General features: G+C 35.9%; 15 protein-coding genes. 14 read left to right on the top strand and 1 reads right to left on the bottom strand.

Annotated features, from left to right (window positions below; genetic code table 11):
* Positions 1-14 precede the first annotated feature (14 nt).
* Both FHS57_RS04255 and FHS57_RS04250 read left to right on the top strand, forming a co-directional pair.
* Entirely contained in the window at positions 15-1388 is a 1374-nt protein-coding gene (locus FHS57_RS04255; RefSeq protein ID WP_183971636.1) for a hypothetical protein, read from the top strand.
* On the top strand, positions 1357-2412 hold the full coding sequence (locus FHS57_RS04250; protein WP_183971635.1) for a glycosyltransferase: 1056 nt from the start codon (positions 1357-1359) through the stop codon (positions 2410-2412). The genes FHS57_RS04255 and FHS57_RS04250 overlap by 32 nt, the downstream gene beginning before the upstream one ends.
* On the opposite strand, the gene FHS57_RS04245 is transcribed toward FHS57_RS04250, so the two are convergent.
* The gene (locus FHS57_RS04245; RefSeq protein ID WP_183971634.1) at positions 2409-3521 is read right to left on the bottom strand and encodes a glycosyltransferase family 4 protein; all 1113 of its coding nucleotides are present in this window, start codon (positions 3519-3521) and stop codon (positions 2409-2411) included. The two genes, FHS57_RS04250 and FHS57_RS04245, sit on opposite strands and share 4 nt — an antisense overlap.
* 267 nt (positions 3522-3788) lie before the next feature.
* On the opposite strand from FHS57_RS04245, the gene FHS57_RS04240 reads away from it, so the two are divergent.
* The 12 genes from FHS57_RS04240 to FHS57_RS04185 all read left to right on the top strand — a co-directional run bounded on the left by FHS57_RS04240 (position 3789) and on the right by FHS57_RS04185 (position 18643).
* The gene (locus FHS57_RS04240; RefSeq protein ID WP_229601250.1) at positions 3789-6164 is read left to right on the top strand and encodes an SLBB domain-containing protein; all 2376 of its coding nucleotides are present in this window, start codon (positions 3789-3791) and stop codon (positions 6162-6164) included.
* Positions 6165-6196: 32 nt separating this feature from the next.
* The gene (locus tag FHS57_RS04235) at positions 6197-7252 is read left to right on the top strand and encodes a GNVR domain-containing protein (protein ID WP_183971633.1); all 1056 of its coding nucleotides are present in this window, start codon (positions 6197-6199) and stop codon (positions 7250-7252) included.
* Positions 7253-7277: 25 nt separating this feature from the next.
* A complete protein-coding gene (locus FHS57_RS04230) occupies positions 7278-8771 on the top strand; it encodes an oligosaccharide flippase family protein (protein WP_183971632.1) in 1494 nt (497 codons plus the stop codon).
* Between the two features lie 16 nt (positions 8772-8787).
* Complete coding sequence (locus FHS57_RS04225) at positions 8788-9537, top strand: FkbM family methyltransferase (protein WP_183971631.1); 750 nt, start codon at positions 8788-8790, stop codon at positions 9535-9537.
* 37 nt (positions 9538-9574) lie between these two features.
* Positions 9575-10336, top strand: a complete 762-nt coding sequence (locus FHS57_RS04220) for a glycosyltransferase family 2 protein (protein WP_183971630.1) — start codon at positions 9575-9577, stop codon at positions 10334-10336.
* 3 nt (positions 10337-10339) lie between these two features.
* Positions 10340-11527, top strand: coding sequence for an O-antigen ligase family protein (locus FHS57_RS04215; protein WP_183971629.1), 1188 nt, complete (start codon positions 10340-10342; stop codon positions 11525-11527).
* A 33-nt stretch (positions 11528-11560) separates the two neighbouring features.
* Complete coding sequence (locus tag FHS57_RS04210; protein WP_183971628.1) at positions 11561-12547, top strand: glycosyltransferase family A protein; 987 nt, start codon at positions 11561-11563, stop codon at positions 12545-12547.
* 218 nt (positions 12548-12765) lie between these two features.
* Positions 12766-13707, top strand: a complete 942-nt coding sequence (locus FHS57_RS04205) for an NAD-dependent epimerase/dehydratase family protein (RefSeq protein WP_183971627.1) — start codon at positions 12766-12768, stop codon at positions 13705-13707.
* Positions 13708-13726: 19 nt separating this feature from the next.
* The gene (locus tag FHS57_RS04200; RefSeq protein ID WP_183971626.1) at positions 13727-14881 is read left to right on the top strand and encodes a glycosyltransferase family 4 protein; all 1155 of its coding nucleotides are present in this window, start codon (positions 13727-13729) and stop codon (positions 14879-14881) included.
* A 40-nt stretch (positions 14882-14921) separates the two neighbouring features.
* Positions 14922-16436, top strand: coding sequence for a glycosyltransferase family protein (locus FHS57_RS04195; RefSeq protein ID WP_183971625.1), 1515 nt, complete (start codon positions 14922-14924; stop codon positions 16434-16436).
* Positions 16412-17815 (top strand): glycosyltransferase, encoded by a 1404-nt coding sequence (locus FHS57_RS04190; protein ID WP_229601249.1) that lies wholly within the window; start codon positions 16412-16414, stop codon positions 17813-17815. Before FHS57_RS04195 ends, FHS57_RS04190 begins: the two co-directional genes overlap by 25 nt.
* Positions 17816-17821: 6 nt before the next feature.
* Positions 17822-18643: a class I SAM-dependent methyltransferase gene (locus tag FHS57_RS04185; RefSeq protein WP_183971624.1), complete on the top strand. Its 822-nt coding sequence runs from the start codon at positions 17822-17824 to the stop codon at positions 18641-18643.

The following is an 18643-nucleotide window of genomic DNA, read 5'->3' as shown; positions in this document are numbered from 1 at the left end:
TAGATTAACAACACATGCTCAATTACCCAATCATCGGGATTGCTGATTCTTTCTCACTATCTATTTATATTGTACTATATGTAATTTTCAGAAAACATATTAGACAGTTTTTAGGTAGTGATTTCAAACTGTATGAAAGAGGGCTATTTTGTTGGTTTATTGGGACTTTATTATTTTTTTCTCTATTTTATTTTTATTACGGGTGGGGAGATACTTTTAATTATTTTAGTTACGGAAAGCAATTACAGAAATATTTGTTATCACATCCAAATGCTTTTTTTGAGATATATTTTTCAAAAAACATATCTTATCTTTCTCAGAAAAGTTACTACTTTTATTCAATGTTACCAGATTTACTATTATTTGAAAATACATCAAACTACTTCGTAATAAAAATAGTATCACTAGGACTTATTTTTACTTTTGGAAGCTACTTGTCACTTTCATTAATTTTAACAACATTTGCTTACAGTTCACTGTGGTTGATATTCAGTATTTATAGACGAATTTATCCTGACGTTCAACAATTTTTATATATTACTGTCCTCTTATTACCCAATACGATTATTTGGGGAAATGGAATTTCTAAAGAATCCTTATACTTAATAGGTCTAGGGATTTTATTTTGGGGATTTTACTATTTTATAATTGAGCGAAAAAAGTCAATAAAATACATTTTTGCTATAACCTTCGGTTCCTATCTTATTTTTTCAATTAAAAGTTATATTTTTTTCTGTATATTCCCATCATTATTAACTTGGAAGTTCCTAATTGGTTTTTATAAATATTACAATATAGTTCCCAAAAAAACAATTCTTTTTACATTATCAACTATTTTATCTTTAGCACTTATTGGAAGTTTATTAGGAGTTGGAAACTTCATGAGTTCATTTGCAATAAATACCATTATTGAAGAGGCATTAACCTACGGAAATCAAGTTTATGAATTAAGTGAATCAATGAATGGATCTAGCTACAAACTCAGTGATTTTGACCCAACTGTGTTTGGTGTGCTTAAAATTATTCCAGAGGGTTTAATTACTGCTCTTTTTAGACCATTTATATGGGAAATAAGAAAACCGATTAACCTACTTAGTTCAATAGAAGGTGTTATTTTATTTAGCATAATCCTATATTTGATATATAAAATTGGAATTTTAAAATTTTTACAGACAATATTCAAATCTCCCAATATTCTCTTTTGTTTAATTTTCTCTACCCTTTTTCTTATTGGTATTAGCATTAGTTCCTTTAACTTTGGTACTTTAATACGATATAAGCTACCTGGTGAAATGTTTTTTGTGATTGGGCTTTGCTTAATCTACTATGAAGGATATCTCAAACCGATGAAATGCAATGAAGAAAACAGTGCTATTTATTATAACTAAGAGTGAAACGGGAGGTGCACAAAAGTTTGTTTCTGAACAAATTCAAGCACTTAGTAGTACTGGTAAATGGCAGTGTTTATTGGCGACCAATAAAAAAGGGTGGCTAACAGAAACCGTTCAACCATTTGTTAACGAATCAGACTTACTTGTTAATGAAAAGCTTGAAAGGCTTTATAGTTTTTACTACCTCTTAGTACTTGTTAAATTTATTTTGAGAGTGAATCCTGATTTGATAATTGCCAATTCTGCAAATGCTGGAGTTTATGGAAGAATTGCAGGTTTACTAACTCACACGAAAGTTATTTACGTATCACATGGATGGTCTTCCATTTATAACGGAGGAAAATTAAAATCTTTTTTTAATTTTTCTGAACGCATACTAAGTTATATTTCAAGCTCAATTTTATGTATTTCCGAAACTGATAGATTAAAGGCAATAGAAATAATCAAAATACCCGCATCAAAACTCCAAGTAATACCTAATTCTATCCTACCTCCTAAAGTTGAACATCTAAATTACAAAGCTGATGTAGTAACTGTTTGCCGACTAAGTTCTCCTAAGAGGGTAGATCTTCTTATCCAAGCGATGTTTCATTTGCCAGAATATACCCTTGACATTATTGGCGATGGCCCTCTATTCTTGGAGTTGCAAAGCTTGGCTACCACAAATCAATCAACAAATATTCGATTTGTAGGAGAAAAACCAGGTTTTGCTGATTTTAATCAATATAAAGTTTTTTGCCTAATTTCCGACAGTGAAGGCATGCCAATGTCTGCCATTGAAGCCATGTCTTGTGGACTTCCATTAATTCTAAGTGATGTAGGTGGTTGTAATGAATTAATTTTCAATAATGGTGCGTTAGTGCGCAACTCACTCACCGACATTACTCAAGCAATAAAAAACACACTTCAAAACCACGCCTATCTTTCTTCAGCTTCGAAGCAACTCTTTGACTCAAAGTTTAATTTAAATATCACACTAAAAGATTATGAAAGTTTTTACTTAAAATTGCTAAGTAGTTAAGAATTATTATCATTTTTTATTTCTTCATACAACTGCAATGTTTCTTTTGTCATTACATCAATCCGAAATTTTTGGTCAAATATCTCTTTCGATTTTTTCCCCATACCTCTTCTTAGCTCTTCATCACTATATAGTAAATTAATCGCATCCGTAACTTCCTTTACACCCTTCCTTGGCACTAAAATACCATTAGTTAAATGTTCAATCTCCTCCTTAACTCCGGCTACGTTAGAAGCAATAACGGGCAGACTGTATGACATCGCTTCTAAGATAGATATAGGTAAACCTTCCCAATTTGTGATTAACAAAAAAACATCTGCCCTTGCCAAATAATCTGAAACGTTATCGACTGCCCCTTCAAAGTAGATTTTATCATTTAGTCCCTCTTCTCTAACTTTATTCTTCATATCTGTCATTAACTCCCCATCACCTAACAAAAAAAGCTGCCATGTTTTTTTTTTCAACGGTACTAGAGCAGCAATGAGTGTCTCATGGTCTTTTTGTGCCTGAAAACGCGCTGCCATCACCATTGTAAATTTTTCATTTTTTTGTAACAATAAGGTATCATCAACTTTTGGAAGCCGTATCCCATGATAGATTAACTTCATTTGAGACGATTTAAGTATTCCCAATTGAAGTGCATATTGGCGGTCTGACTCTGCAATGACTATTACTTTGCACGAAATCCAACCAATCATTTTTTCAATTACTTGAAAAAACTTTCTTGACAAAAAGGCACTTCCCTCAGCAAAAGACCAACCATGGACTGTGAATGTGTTTGGAATTCCTAACCACCAAGCGGCAATTCTTACTAAAATACCAGCTTTGCTTGAATGAGAAGCCACAATATCTGGCTTTAGCTCTTTGAAAAGCTTTACCAGTTCAATAATCCCCAGTATATCATGTATAGGCTGAATTGGCCTTTTAAGATGGTTAAGTAAGTAGGTTTGCAATCCAATAGAACGCGCCGCATTTTCAGTCTTCCCTGAAGTACCCAGAAGAAGTATCACTTCATGGCCTTGAGCTTTAAGGCTTTCACTCAAATCAAGTACATGCCTTTGTGCTCCATATAGCTCATTACCAAGAGTGATTACTTGTATAATTCTCATATTTTATTTCAACTTTTGAAAGCTTTTCATTAAAAAATACAGTTCACAAATTTTTACCCTACTTGCTCTGTCATATTTTTAGACTGTAAAAATGCTCGGTGATAACTTATTTTCCCCCAAAAATAGCGTATGATATTGTTTTTACAACTTGGCAAAATCCAAAATCTTGTGGAGATGTTTGGCAATCCGCCAAGACTTGCCTAATTTTGAACCTCGGAAGTTTTTCTATTCTTCTTCCCGAGATGAATGTCCAAACTACAAGTTTATATGTATTTAATGAAAGTGACTGAGAGGATTTGGCTACTCTCTATTTGCCTTCTCTTCACTGGCTTTTCCCTTCTTGCTCAAAGTCAAAAATCGACTTCGACCAGTGTTAATCAACTCTCAGACGAACAAGTCTTAGAATTTTACAAAAAGGCGCAAGCAAGCGGTTTGTCTGAAATGCAAATTGAACAAGCTGCCCTTGAACGTGGCTATACTTTGTCCGATATTGCACGAATGCGGCAGCGAATTTCAGAGGTTCAGAATAAAAAAACTTTAACTGATAAAAGAGACCTTTCAGACTCAACTACTAAAGTTAATGGTAGAAAACAATTGGGCGATCTTAGCAAACGTGAGGTCCTTAAAAAGAAGAAGGAAGATGAAGATACATTGAAACAAGTTAAGTCAAAAAAGCTTGAAATTTTTGGTAGTAAACTTTTTCAAAGTACTGACCTTACATTTGAACCCAACTTACGTATCGCCACACCCAAGAACTATCAACTTGGCCCTGATGACGAACTTGTTATAGATATTTTTGGCAATGCCTCTGACAGTTATCGTTTAAAAGTTAGTCCAGAAGGTACTGTAAAAGTTTTAAATCTCGCACCCGTATATGTTAGTGGACTGACTATTGAAGAGGCGAAGGAACGTCTTGTCTCTCGCCTACGTCAAGCTTATTCGGGTTTAAATTCGGGGGGAGGCACGTATGCCGTTGTAAATTTGGGCAATATTCGGAGCATTCGAGTGAGTATTATCGGTGAAGTTGTAAAGCCTGGCTCCTATACCGTTTCTTCGTTGGCGACCGCATTCAATGCCTTGTATCTATGTGGCGGACCAGATAGCATGGGGACTTATCGAAATATCCGAGTTTTAAGAAACAACAAAGTAGTCCGAACGATTGATCTTTATCAATTCTTGTTAACAGGCGAACAGGCTGACAATATTTTACTGCAAGACCAAGACATTATTCAAGTCCCGTTTTTTACCAATCGAATTGAATTGGATGGAGAAATTAAACGCCCCGCCATCTACGAAATTAAAGAAAACGAATCTCTTGAGCAATTACTTCAATTTTCTGGTGGCTTTACAAGTATGGCTTACAGAGCCTACGTGACAGGTCGTAGGCCGACAGATCGTGAAATCGAGGTATTAAATATTCCTCAAGGAGAACTAAAGAATTTTAAACTTCAAAATGGCGATAGGATTGAAGTGGGAAAAATCCTTCTTGATCGTTATCAAAATCGCGTTCAGATTCAAGGAGCCGTATTTCGCCCTGGCGACTATGCTCTTACTCCAGAAACCAAAACATTTGGACAACTCCTAAAAAAAGCGGATGGGCTCAAAGAAAATGCTTTTAGGAACCGAGCTGTTATTTTTCGTGAAAAGGAAAACGGTGAGCCACAGGTAGTTTCTGTTGACATTAACAAGATACTAAAAGGAGAAATTCCTGATATTGAGCTACATCGCCAAGATAGTATTGTCATCAAAACCATCAAAGAACTACGTGAAGAAGCTTTTGTAACCCTTTTAGGAGAAGCCAATAGTGAAGGAGATGCTCCTTATGCAGAAGGAATGACAGTAGCCGATTTAGTGCTAATTGGAGGTGGATTTACGGAGGGTGCCATTGGCTCTCGCATTGAAATTGCACGGCGGGTAAAAGAGTTAAATTCTGACCGAGTATATAAGGTTGAAATAATACGGTTAGATATTGACCCTAAGCTCAATCTATCTCCTGAAGACTCCAAATTCAAACTGCAACCATTTGATATTGTGTATATCCGAAAAGCTCCTAACTATGAAGAGCAACGAAGTGTACATGTAATGGGCGAAGTCAACTACCCTGGTACGTATGCCATTGTTAATACCGATGAAAAAATTTCCAATCTTCTTGAGCGCACAGGAGGAATCAAAGTTACAGGTTACTTACCTGGCGCCTTGTTTCAACGGAAAGGTGCTCGAATCGGGATTGATATTGCTCAAATTATGAATAACCCTTCAGTAGAAGGAAATATTACGCTTGAAGATGGAGATACGCTCATTGTTCCAAAACGCTCTGAAATCGTAAGTATTGGAGGGGCCGTTCTTAACCCTTCTTCCATTAACTTTACAAAAGGATATGACTTCAGAGATTATCTTTCTCAAGCAGGGGGGTATCAAGAATTAGCCCAAAGAGGCCGTGGATTCATTACTTACGCCAATGGATTTACCCAACGAACACGTAGATTTTTATTTTTTAGAATTTACCCTAAGGTAGAACCTGGCTCTACAATTTATGTACCTTTCCAGCCAGTTGACAATAAAAGGTCAGATATCACAGCTCCAGTAATCTTGTCATTTACAAGTACGCTAATTATCGCTCTGGCAACTATTCTGCGTAATTAAAAGGGCTAACTTAAACCGTTTCATTTATATTAATGAATAGCACTGAACGTCAAAATATTCAATCAACGGCTGACATTGAAATCAGCGTTTCGGATATTGTATCTTTTCTAAAATCAAATGGAAAAAGAATAGCCATTTGGGGAGGGGCTTTAGCCATTGCAGGAGTAATATATGCCCTTCTTGCCCAAAAAGAATTTGAGTCTTCCACCCAGCTCATGCCTGAACTCCAATCAAGTAGTGCATTGGGGAAAATGGGAGGTCTTAGTGCCTTAGCGGGGCTTGCAGGTATTGATTTGAATCAGATGAATACAACGGATGCAGTTCGTCCAGATTTATATCCTAACATATTACAAAGCTTGCCTTTTGGTCTGTACCTTTTAAAACAACCTGTTTATGTTGCAGAAAACCAAAAAACGATGACCTTAGAACGTTTTCTTGATGAAAAAGGTCAATCGTGGATATCAACCATAGTTCCTGATAAAGCACCTCAACAAACTTCACTTCTTGACCCTAAAAAATCAAGCAATGCTTTTGAACTTACCAAAAAACAGCAAGATTTAATCAATGAACTACAAAAAAGGGTTATTATAACATTTGATCGTAAAACAGGTGTAATCGTAATCAATGCGAAAATGCCAGACCCTGTCGTTGCAGCAACAGTCGCACAAAAATCAGTTGAATATTTAAAAGAATACGTAACGAGTTATAGAACAGATAAAGCGAGAAATCAGGTAAAGTTTCTAGGAACTCAGGTAATAGAAGCTAAAAAACGATATCAGAATGCAGAAGCTAGGTTGGCAAACTTTAGAGATCAAAATAGATTTTTAGCACTGCAAACTGCTAAAATTGAAGAACAACGACTTCAGGCCGACTATATCCTTGCTCAAAATTTATTTAATAATTTATCACAACAATACGAGCAGGCAAAGATTCGAGTAGAAGAAGAAACACCCGTATTTAAAACTTTAGAACCTACAACAATACCACTAAAAAGAAGCGAGCCTAAACGTACTCTAATTGTAATTGGATTCGGTGTTATCGGGTTAATTATTGGTGTAGCTATTAGTATTTTAAAGAAAATGCTTTAAGTATTGGGGGTAAACAAAATCGTTTATGCATAACCGGCTCATAATAAATGCCATTTCTACAGTCGGGCAAGTCATCATCACTGGTCTTACCTATTTTTTCCTATACGGAATATGGATACGTGAATTAGGCGCAAAACAATTAGGAGTTTGGTCGATTGTTTGGACAACGACCTATTTTGCTGCAATGGCTAATAGTGGAGTTCCAGTTGGGATTGTTAAGTTTATTGCAGAGGCCCATGTCAAAAAAGACATGATACAAGCACGCTCTATCATTACCATGTCTATAGGAATCACTGCAATATTAAATCTATTTATTTGTATTCTACTTTATTGTAATTCCTCCTGGTTATTTAATTTTCTAATCACCTCACCCTCTGAAGTAGCCTCTGCCAAAGAAATATTCCCACTTGCTTTATCTGCCTTTTGGTTATTAAATATTGCCAATGTATTTATGTTTACATTGGATGGTTTCCAAGCAAATTATCTTCGCTCATTCTTAAATATTGCGGCAAGTTTAACCCTATTTATCTCAGCCTATTTTTTGCTTCCTAAAGGATTATGGGGAATCGCATTAGCACATATTATCTATACAATATTCATGTTTATAGGCAGTATTTTTATGGTATTTTACTATTTCAAAAGCTCTCTGATATTAAGTTTCACTTTTGACAAAAAATTATTTTTAGATTTTTTTAAATATTCAATAAAATCTCAAATTGCATCTTTTACAACTTTACTCTACGACCCAATAACAAAATTTTTCTTAGCAAAGTACAGTTCGTTAGACTCTGTAGGATTTTACGAAATGGCTAATAGGCTCGTAACACAAATCAGAAGTGTCATTGTCACTGCAAACCAAGTAATGGTACCGAAGATAGTTGAAACCTCAATCACAGCAACGAATAATTTTCAGCGTTTATATACAATGATGTTCAGGCTTTTAACAATTATTAGTACCCCACTTCTATTCTTATTCTTTTTCTTCGCACCATTTATCTCATTAGTATGGATTGGAAAAATTGAAACTTTTTTTGTTTTAAGTATTTATACTTTAGTCATTGGATGGTATTTAAATACTCTTAGTGTTCCTGCATATCTAAGCAACATGGGTGTTGGTCAACTTAGACATAATATTATTCAACATTTATCGACCGCACTACTCAATGTGCTTTTGGGAATTATCGGGGGATATATGTTCCAAGGATATGGGGTCGTAAGTGCGTGGTCATTAAGTTTAATAATAAGCTCAGGTATTCTGATTTACCTTTACCATCAAAAAAACCACTTGAATTTTGAAATTCTGAGGTTTAAGGGAGACTTCGGTTATTTCACTTCATTGGTTTTCTTAATCTTGGTATCTTGTGTTTCTAATTATATCATTTCAACAAATTCTACAAACTGGGGGCTTGCTTTGTGTGCTTACACGACTATATATTTTATTTGGTTAGTATGGATTATCAAAAATATTCCATTTATCAACGAAATACGCCTTCGGTTTAACAATTTTCGTATTAAATAATAAATTAAGCAATTTTATGGTTCGCCCACTGAGTAATTTACGAAGCTTTGCAACAAATATTATTAAGTCTTTTTTTCAAAAAATGGGTTTATATCTTCAATATTATAACCCTTCAAATTCAGAAACAGCACTTATTAGTTATTTATTAAATAAATACGATATAAAAACAATAATTGATATTGGAGCAAATGAGGGTCAATTTGCTCTTAAACTTATTAATAACAACAATTACAACAATAAAATTATATCTTTTGAACCCGTTTCAAGTGCATATCAATCATTGTTGAAAAATAGTAAGATAAAACAAGAATGGGTAGCTATCAATAGTGCTGTCGGTGATATCGAGGGAACTTTACCAATAAATGTTTCACTCAACTCCGTCAGTAGCTCACTACGTAAGGTAAAGTCTCATACAATTGAAGCGGAATCAGGTACCGCAATTTTAAAAACTGAGACGGTTCCAATAAACACTTTAGATAACTTGTTAAAGCAAGTAAAATGGGAAAAAGATATTTGGCTAAAAATTGATGTGCAAGGTTTTGAGCGTGAAGTTATTCGAGGAGCTATTGAAACGTTGAAAATTGCGCGAGTTGTCCAAATCGAACTTGCAGTTATTCCATCTTACGAACAAAGCCCTTACTTAGAAGAAATTATTGCGGAATTACGCACTTTTGGGTTTACACTTTATTCAATTATGAGTGGATTCCGTAATTATGAAACAGGTCAAATGTTTGAAGTAGAGGGCTTTTTTATTCGTGAAATATAATAAAAGCAATCACTAAGGTTAAAAGTCCTCAATTACAATGATTAATGTAGCGTCATCAGCACAAATAAGTATAATAACAGTTTGCTATAATAGTGCAAGTACAATCGAAAAAACAATAAAATCAGTCATAAATCAAGATTATAAAAATATTGAATATATTATTATTGATGGCAGTAGTATTGATGGAACTCAAAAAATTATTGAACAATATAAGGATAAGATAACTAGAGTAATTTCTGAGCCTGATAGCGGAATTTATGATGCTATGAACAAAGGCATCAAAATCGCAACTGGCGACTGGTTGTTTTTTCTAAACTCTGGAGATATTTTTTTCAGTTCAACAACTTTAAGTAAAATTGTTCCTCAACTGAATGATGATTTCGTACTTGTATTTGGGGATATTGTTTTAGATAATTTAGACAATAGCACTACATACGTTCCTCAGAGACATATTACAAATCTTGCAGGAATAATAGTTGGTGTTTGTCATCAAGCAGTGTTCTTCAGCACAAAAATCAAAAAAGAACTACTTTTTTACAGTAAAAATTTAAAGTATTGTTCTGATTTAGAAACCTTGTTAAAAATTGAAAAATATTATTCAAAGAAAAAAATCAAAAAAACAGATGTAGCTATTTGTTACTATTTATCAGGAGGACTTTCAGATACAAACTTAAATGTAGTTTTGGATGAAAGAAAGAAAATAATAAACTCTTTTTATGAAAAATATTCTATTAAATGGATTTTAAATAGATTGAATTTATTTAGGCAATACTTAAAATACACAAGTAAAAAAAAGTGACATTTGGATAATTTACTAGACATATCAAAGGCTAATAATAATGGACTAAGAAGAATATTTTTATTTCTTCTTTTATTCCCATTCCCAACTCCATTAAATGATTTTATACAACAAAAAACTTTTTGGATTGTAAGTCTAAGTGTATCTAGCATTTATCTTATAAAGCAAAAAACATTCCCTTTATTTATAACCAAATTATTTACTTTTTTTTATGGTGTCATTTTACTTTCTGTTGCTTTAAATATCCCTCACATACCTTTTAATGGATATTACGATGTTATTTCTGAATTAATACGTTATTTTAGTTGCTTTGTACTATTTATATCTATTTATAAATATAGTCAAACATTCGAATCTGAAGATATAAATTTAAAAGAAATTTTAATTGTATGCTTAGTTTCACAATTGTTTTTCTGTATATTGTATTACACTCCATTAATTTCTATACTAAAGTTCTGGTTTAATCTCAAGAAAAATGAAATTGGGATCCCCTTTACCTCGGACAGGCTTCGGCTTGTAGGAACATTCGAAAATCCAAATTACTTAGGATATTTTTCAATATTGTTACTCATTATACAATTTGAACTTGGAGTTTTCCAAAAAAGGTATCAATCGATTTTATTTACTTTTATATGCACATTCTTGATTTATTCAACAGGGTCCAGAACTGCTTTAATTTGCTTTTTGGTAACAGTAATATGTTACCACCCTCTTAAATCATTTGGAATTTTATTTAGCTCTTTGCCTTTTATCGTACTTTTTTTAGAAAATTCTAGATTTGGCTTTTTAGTATCTAATCCAGAAATACTTCTTAGCTTTGACGACCTAAGCGCTTTACAAAAAGCCGATGAATCGTATTTTGAAAGGGTTACAATCATTAAAGATGCAACGATTTCTATATTCAAAAACCCGTTCTTCGGTGTAGGATATACGCCAATTTCAATTACCGACAATTATTATATGATAATTTTGTTAAGGTATGGTTTTATAGGTTTATTTTCAATATTAGTTATATACACCTATTTTTTATACCATGAAACTAGAAATTATTACAAGCTAATGAGATTATTTAGAACTTCTGTTCCTATTTTTTTATTTTTATGGACTGGAGAATTTTTAGATAACTGGAGACTTTTTATTATTTCTTCGTTTTTTCTAATATTTCTAATTAAAAAAATACAAATTCAGTAAAGCAAAGTGAACAATTTCCAAAAACAAAATAATATGGGAGAGCCTCTAAAAATGTACAATGTCTCAGTCATTATAATAGGGAAAAATGTTTCAAAAACTCTTTATGAGTGTATATCTAGTATTAAAACTGCCATAAATTTCGATTCATCTATTAATTTAAGTGAAATTATCTATGTAGATTCAAACTCTTTAGATGACTCTATTAAAATTGCTCAAGCAAATAATGTTAGAGTTATCAATATTATATCTACATTTACGACAGCATCTCTTGGAAGGTTTTTAGGAATTCGGCACGCAAAATACAATAAACTACTTTTTATTGATGGTGATATGATTTTAGAAAAAGACTGGTTTTCTAAAACAAATACCCTCATAGACACATACCTTGGGATAGTCGGAGACCGTTACGAATTCTTAATTAAAAATGATACTGTTATTAAGGAAATACCCCACTTTTATAACTATACGGAGTTTCAAAAGGCGCCAAAAATAGGCGGTTTTATATATTTCAATAGCTCACAAACTCCATCTGCAAATTTTTCACCTTTTCTACGAGAAGAAGAAGAGTGCGACTTTTATGCAAAAATACGTAGCACTGTTCCTTTTTATGAAGTACCATATCATGGCTTTAAGCACTTAAATAGAAATCTTTCAGGCCAGCGATTGTTATCTTACCTCCAGCCCTATGTTAAAATGGGTTATTTACTATCACTATTTAAAAGTATTAAAGATGGGTATTTTATAAATTATTCAGTCATTCAAAAAAAATATATAAAATCAATCCTTATTTCTTTATTAACATACACTTTACCTATTTATCCAAATTTTTACTCATTAATTATCATTTTATTATTAACATTTAGTAATCAAAAAAGTGATATTCGGGGGGTTATTATCACTTCCATCGCTTTTCCGTATAAATTAATCACTTCAATCTACTTCTTGATTAAGTACAGAAATGGCATAGACTTAGAATACTCTTTTGATTCTCTCCATTTCAAAGAAAGAATAATGTTGTAAATAATATTTACAATCACATATTCTTAAAAAAATCTAGCAAACTCAACAATCAAACCCTCCAAAAGACGATTTTATCCAATTCAACTGCTAAATTTGCAAATCAGTTGACCTACACTCAGGACATTATTCAAAATTTAAAGCGGTTATCCACCAATTCTTAGCTTTTGGCCAACCCTGTTGAACGTAGGTTAGTACATGCGATACTTTAATATCTTCTAATGAAGCACACAATACTGGTTACTGGAGGGGCAGGGTTTATCGGGAGTCGGTTGGTAAGAATGCTGTCTGAAAATGGCTTTCAAGTCGTTGTGATTGATAATTTGACCAGTAATCTTCCATTTGTCCAGTTACCAAATGTTACCAATTATAACCTCGACGTCCGAGATGCCACGGCATTAGATGAAATTATTGGGGCTTACAAACCCTACTGTGTTGTGCATCTGGCGGCCATTCACCACGTCCCCACTTGTGAAATTGAACGTAATTATGCACTTGAGGTCAATGTCATCGGTACTGAAAACCTCCTGCTTAGCATAGAAAAACACCAGGTTTCAAAATTGGTCTTTGCCTCCACAGGTGCGGTGTATTCACCCGACTTCCCAATCTTGAATGAGGATGAAACGCCCGTTGATCCGTTTGATAATTACTCTTTGTCGAAATTTACAAATGAAAAACAGATTCGCTTTTATCAGCAGCGTACTGAGGCCGATGTGTGTATTGCCCGTTTGTTTAATACCATCGGAGCCAATGACCCTAATGCCCATTTGATTCCCGATATTTTACGGCAAATTGACCCTGAAGTAAGCCATGCGATTGTCAAGCTTGGAAATATAAAAAGCCGTCGGGATTATATTCACGTAGAAGATACGGCCAATTTGCTCATGCTGATGGCCACCTCTGCTCCTAGAAAAGGGCTGAAAGTGTATAACGTTTGTACTTCGGTCGAATATTCAGTTGAGGAAATTGTTCAGAAAATTGGGGTGTTGATGAACAAACCCATTTCAATTGAGATTGACCCTGAGAAAATTAGAAAATACGACCGAATTAGCCAAATTGGCAATAATCAAAAAGTATTGACGGAGTTTAATACCCACCTATTTTTCACCATCGAAGATGCGCTGAAAGATATTTTGGCAAAAATGTACGACTTCCAAACCTAGTCGTCAAAATAAAGATAGAATGGAGTTAGCGAATCGAACACGCATCGGAATATTATTTACCTACTTTGCTGCCGACTGGATTGGAGGTCATTATTACCTTATCAACATCATCAATTCATTGAACAGCCTCCCCGACGCGCGTCGCCCTCATATTTTTGTCTTTTACGATCATAAAGTCGAAAGTTCGCTTGCCCTTATCTCCTACCCTTACGTTACCTACGTTTATCATAAAGCTCCCGCTAACAATTACCTCAATTACGTAAAATCGTGGCTTTCGCGTAAGAATTTTTTCATTGGAGATATTATCGAAAAATATCAACTCAAAGGTATCTATCCGCTCATGGATTTTCCACTGGGAAAACCCGCCCTTTCGAGTAAAGTAGTTTCATGGTTTCCTGACTTTCAGCACCGATTTTACCCCGAGTATTTCTCTAAAATCAATATTTTTTTTCGCGAACTCCGCGTAAAACGTTTGTTACAACGCACACATGCGCTGGTATTATCAAGCCAAGACGCTTACAATCACCTCAAACGATTTTACGCCGTTCCCGCCAGCTTACCCGTTCATATTTTGCGTTTTGTTTCGCAAGTTGAGCGTCCGCAGAATTTGTCATTTGACGAAATTACGGAGCTTTACCAAGTTCCCAAACGCTATTTTATTGTTTCTAATCAATTCTACATTCATAAAAATCATTGGGTAGTACTGAAAGCCCTTGAGCAGCTCAAGCAACGTCGAAATGATTTTATCGTTGTTTTTACGGGCAAAGAAGAAGATTATAAAGTCACCAATTTTGTACAAGGACTCAAAGATTTTGTCACCGAAAAAGGGCTGTCAGACTACGTTCGTTTTCTTGGAGTTATCCCTCGAACGCATCAGCTTTACTTAATGAGCCAATCTATTGCGGTAGTCCAGCCAAGTAAATTTGAAGGTTGGAGTACCGTTGTGGAAGATGCAAAAACGCTCCAAGTTCAGTTAATTTTGTCGGACATTGATGTTCACCAAGAACAAATGCAAGAACGTGGCTTTTATTTTTCTCCCTATGATGTTGATGAATTAATCAGATTAATGGAAGGGTTTTTGGATAATACCATTGCGCCAAAACCTACTTTTGATGATTTTGAGCAACGTATTTCAACATTTGCGAATACTTTTGTAAAAATCTTTCAAGATTAACTCTTAGATTCGCTTTATTATCGCCTAAGCTCTTGTATCAATGCCGTTATCCAATTTTCGTAAACTTCTCAACTACCTCATTGTTGGCTTTCCGTTTGCGATACTTTTGGGCTGGTTTTATTTAAAGGTGTATCAATTTCAGTACCTAAATGAAAATTTCGTTGATGGACTGATAGCCCTCCAATTGAGCCGTGGCTGGTTGGAAGGACGCCCCATATTGTTTGATACCTATTACGGTTCTCACTGGCTTCACCACAATTATTATTTTATACTGTTGACGGGCTTTGTCACCAAGTTTACGGGGCTTTACGGCTTATTTCTTATCTATTTGGGGCTTTTAGCCACTTTTTTTCTCAAATTTTACCGTAGTATCCGCACAAGAAACTGGCTTAATGACTGGTTTATCGTTATTCTTTTTGGCGTAGGGCCACTTGCCTATCACGTATATTTGGACAATTATGGTTGGCATCCTGAGCAATATTTTTTGCCCCTGTTGGGCCTTTTTTCGCTCAGTTTAGCCCGACGCAAATGGATAGAAGTCGCTTTTTGGGGGCTATTGACACTTTCTATCAAAGAAACTGCGGTGGTTTTGCTTTGTGGAGTGACGCTGTTTGCTTCGGTGTTATCAAGTCTAGTTCAACATCCAACCCAAAAATGGCCTCATTATTTTTTTAACCGAAACAACTACCTCATCGTTGGAATTTCAATCGTTGTTTTTGCCGCAGGAATGTGGTGGTTGTCGTACCTCAATGGCCCTCACCCTAGTCGATTGGGGCAAGCTGTTTTGCTTATTCAGAAAAAAGCATCTATCTCCATGACGGTCGCTTACATTGGTTTAGTTGCTTTTTTTTCAAGTGTATCTTTGGCTGCGGCTTGTTTACTTTTCATTCCTTGGTGGCGGGTTATTCCCCAACCGAAAGTCATCATCGGCGTATTTTTAGGGTTTTGCTTTGTGTTACTCACCGTTTTTTTTGTGGAAGGCATGTTGTATTTCCCCGAACCCAACATGAGTATTCGCTACCCTGCACGCGTCGGAAGCTGGTGGGCATTTATGATGAGTTGTTACGTTTTTATGACCATTCGGCTGGTCGAAGCCAAGCTCCAACCCCATTCCAATCAGCGCGAATGGCTGCTTTGGGCGGGGCTTTTTCAGTTTTTTATCACCCCAATGGCCGTCAGTAACGCCTCGTCGATTCACGGTCAAATGTTTAGTATCAAAAAGAATTTCTTGTTTATTCACAACAATCGACTCGGTACAAAACCCTATGCCCAAAGCCCCGCAAAGGTGCTGTATGAATTGGCCCAAAAACTCCCCAAAGGCTGCGAAATCGTATGCCCCGCTGAGTATGTAGGGATTTTTCAGAATGTATATGCCAACGAATGGAGTTATGATTTGCGCATTTTGACGCGGCCATATTTGTATATTTACGAGAAAAAAGACCTTAAAACGAACAAAAAATACATTTTTCCCAAAAAAGAGGGTTATACGACCGTACCGCACCCTCAATTTTTGATTTTAGCAGACGCTGTATGGTACAATCAACACTACAAATGAGTGGCGAAGAACGCGAGAAGTGGATACGACAAAATCGTTACTATTATACCTGCCTCATTCAATATCTTCGATTTGTCATTCCTTCCAATGCCTCTATTTTAGAAATAGGCTGCGGCACGGGGTATTTGCTCGAAAAGCTCCAACCAAGCCGTGGCGTTGGTATTGACTCCTCGATAGATATGATTGAATACGCCCGCCAACACCGTGGCCAGCACGATTATTTTCACATGGATGCCGAAGCACTCGAACTGACCGAAACCTTTGACTATGTGATTATTAGCGACACCATTGGGTACTTTGGCGACGTTCAAAAAGTCTTTCAGGAAGTCCAAAAAGTATGTTCTCCCCAAACCCGAGTTATCATTAGTTATACCAATTTTTTTTGGTTGCCGTTGTTGCGTTTTGCCGAAATTATTGGCCTCAAAATGCCCCAAAAACGCCAGAATTGGCTTGATATTAGCGACATAGCCAATTTGTTGACGTTGGCGGATTTTGACGTTGTTCGGCAAACAAAAAAAATTATTTTCCCTCGGTATATTCCTTTGGTGTCGTGGTTTTTAAACAAATACGTTGGCAATTTGCCCTTGTTTAACTTCTTTGGATTGGTCACATTTTTGGTCGCAAGAAGTGTCAAAAAACCATTTAAAGCAGCAGAAGACCTGACTGTAAGCGTGGTGATTCCTGCCCGAAATGAAAAGGGTAACATCGAAGCACTCGTGCAACGCACTCCTAAAATGGGAAAAGAAACCGAAATAATCTTTGTGGAAGGCAATTCGACCGACGATACTTGGGGTGAAATTCAACGTATTTGCCAAAAATACCAGGGGCAAGTACCTTTAAAATGGATTCAACAAGAAGGTAAAGGGAAAGGAGATGCCGTTCGCAAAGGATACAGCATAGCTACGGGCGACGTTCTGATGATTTTGGATGCAGACATGACCGTTCCCCCCGAAGATTTGCCCAAATTTTTTGAAGCCATTGCGACGGGCAAAGGAGAGTACATCAACGGTACGCGGCTCGTGTATCCGATGGAAAAAGAAGCCATGCGAACCCTCAACTTGCTAGGCAACAAGTTTTTTAGCATTGCTTTTTCATGGTTATTGGGTCAACGTTTGAAAGATACGCTCTGTGGCACGAAAGTGATGACGCGCGAAAATTACCTCAAACTTGCGGCCAACCGTTCTTATTTTGGTGATTTTGATCCATTTGGCGACTTTGACCTCATTTTCGGGGCGGCAAAACTCAACCTTAAATTTATTGAAGTCCCCATCCGTTATCGTGCCCGAACGTACGGCGAAACCAACATTTCTCGCTTCAAACACGGGTGGCTTTTGCTCAAAATGACCTTTTTTGCCCTCAATAAAATCAAATTTTTGTAACAACGCATGACTTGGCACGAAACCATCGAATACATCCAAAGCAACCCACAGTTTGCCGAGATTGTAGCCAATACCTACATTCTCCCCGAGCTGGGCGTCAATGTAGAACGGTTTCGTCAAAGTGCTGAATTCCAAGAAACTTTGCGTTTAATTCGACATTATTGTCCTATTCCTAACCCGTATCTTTTAGACATCGGCGCTGGCAATGGCATTGCGAGTATTGCTTTTGCCCTCGAAGGTTTTCGGGTCGTTGCCCTTGAGCCCGATCCAAGCCCAATGGTGGGAAGTGGGGCTATCAAAACGTTGGTGACTATGTATGAATTATCAAATGTGCAAATTGTCGAAGCATTTGGCGAAGAATTACCTTTTGATAATCAGACATTTGACATCGTTTATGGTCGTCAAGTCATGCACCATGCCCACCATTTACCCAAATTTGTGGCAGAAGTCGCTCGGGTACTTCGACCAAAAGGGTTGCTTTTTACAACACGCGACCACGTCATTAAAGACGAAAAAGACAAGCAAAAATTTTTAAAAAAACACCCATTACACGGTTTTTACGGAGGAGAAAACGCTTTCCGCCTGACTGAATACCGCGAGGCTTTTGCCAAGGCATCCATGCAAATTGTGGAAGATTTAAGCCCTTCCCAATCGGTCATCAACTATGACCCCTGGAATAAAAAGCGCCTCACTGACCTCATTGGCAACAAAATAGGTCGTATTTTTGCTAATCAGCAATGGCTTGTCGATATTGGTTGGCAAGCATTGATGTTCCGACAAGAACACTTGTCAGGTAAATTGTACAGTTTCATCGCGCGAAAAGAATAA

Source organism: Runella defluvii, assembly GCF_014195535.1.
GTDB classification, from domain to species: domain Bacteria; phylum Bacteroidota; class Bacteroidia; order Cytophagales; family Spirosomataceae; genus Runella; species Runella defluvii.
The sequence above is the reverse complement of the archived record's forward strand: the minus strand, read 5'-3'. Positions and strand labels throughout refer to the sequence as shown.

What these genes read in the sequence shown, in the direction of transcription:
- FHS57_RS04255 (WP_183971636.1), top strand. Translation starts at nt 15, where the DNA reads ATGCTCAATTACCCAATCATCGGGATTGCTGATTCTTTCTCACTATCT.
- FHS57_RS04225 (WP_183971631.1), top strand. Translation starts at nt 8,788, where the DNA reads ATGGTTCGCCCACTGAGTAATTTACGAAGCTTTGCAACAAATATTATT.
- FHS57_RS04185 (WP_183971624.1), top strand. Translation starts at nt 17,822, where the DNA reads ATGACTTGGCACGAAACCATCGAATACATCCAAAGCAACCCACAGTTT.
- FHS57_RS04195 (WP_183971625.1), top strand. Translation starts at nt 14,922, where the DNA reads ATGCCGTTATCCAATTTTCGTAAACTTCTCAACTACCTCATTGTTGGC.
- FHS57_RS04250 (WP_183971635.1), top strand. Translation starts at nt 1,357, where the DNA reads ATGAAGAAAACAGTGCTATTTATTATAACTAAGAGTGAAACGGGAGGT.
- FHS57_RS04200 (WP_183971626.1), top strand. Translation starts at nt 13,727, where the DNA reads ATGGAGTTAGCGAATCGAACACGCATCGGAATATTATTTACCTACTTT.
- FHS57_RS04190 (WP_229601249.1), top strand. Translation starts at nt 16,412, where the DNA reads ATGGTACAATCAACACTACAAATGAGTGGCGAAGAACGCGAGAAGTGG.
- FHS57_RS04230 (WP_183971632.1), top strand. Translation starts at nt 7,278, where the DNA reads ATGCATAACCGGCTCATAATAAATGCCATTTCTACAGTCGGGCAAGTC.
- FHS57_RS04245 (WP_183971634.1), bottom strand. Translation starts at nt 3,521, where the DNA reads ATGAGAATTATACAAGTAATCACTCTTGGTAATGAGCTATATGGAGCA.
- FHS57_RS04240 (WP_229601250.1), top strand. Translation starts at nt 3,789, where the DNA reads ATGTATTTAATGAAAGTGACTGAGAGGATTTGGCTACTCTCTATTTGC.
- FHS57_RS04210 (WP_183971628.1), top strand. Translation starts at nt 11,561, where the DNA reads ATGGGAGAGCCTCTAAAAATGTACAATGTCTCAGTCATTATAATAGGG.
- FHS57_RS04205 (WP_183971627.1), top strand. Translation starts at nt 12,766, where the DNA reads ATGAAGCACACAATACTGGTTACTGGAGGGGCAGGGTTTATCGGGAGT.
- FHS57_RS04235 (WP_183971633.1), top strand. Translation starts at nt 6,197, where the DNA reads ATGAATAGCACTGAACGTCAAAATATTCAATCAACGGCTGACATTGAA.
- FHS57_RS04220 (WP_183971630.1), top strand. Translation starts at nt 9,575, where the DNA reads ATGATTAATGTAGCGTCATCAGCACAAATAAGTATAATAACAGTTTGC.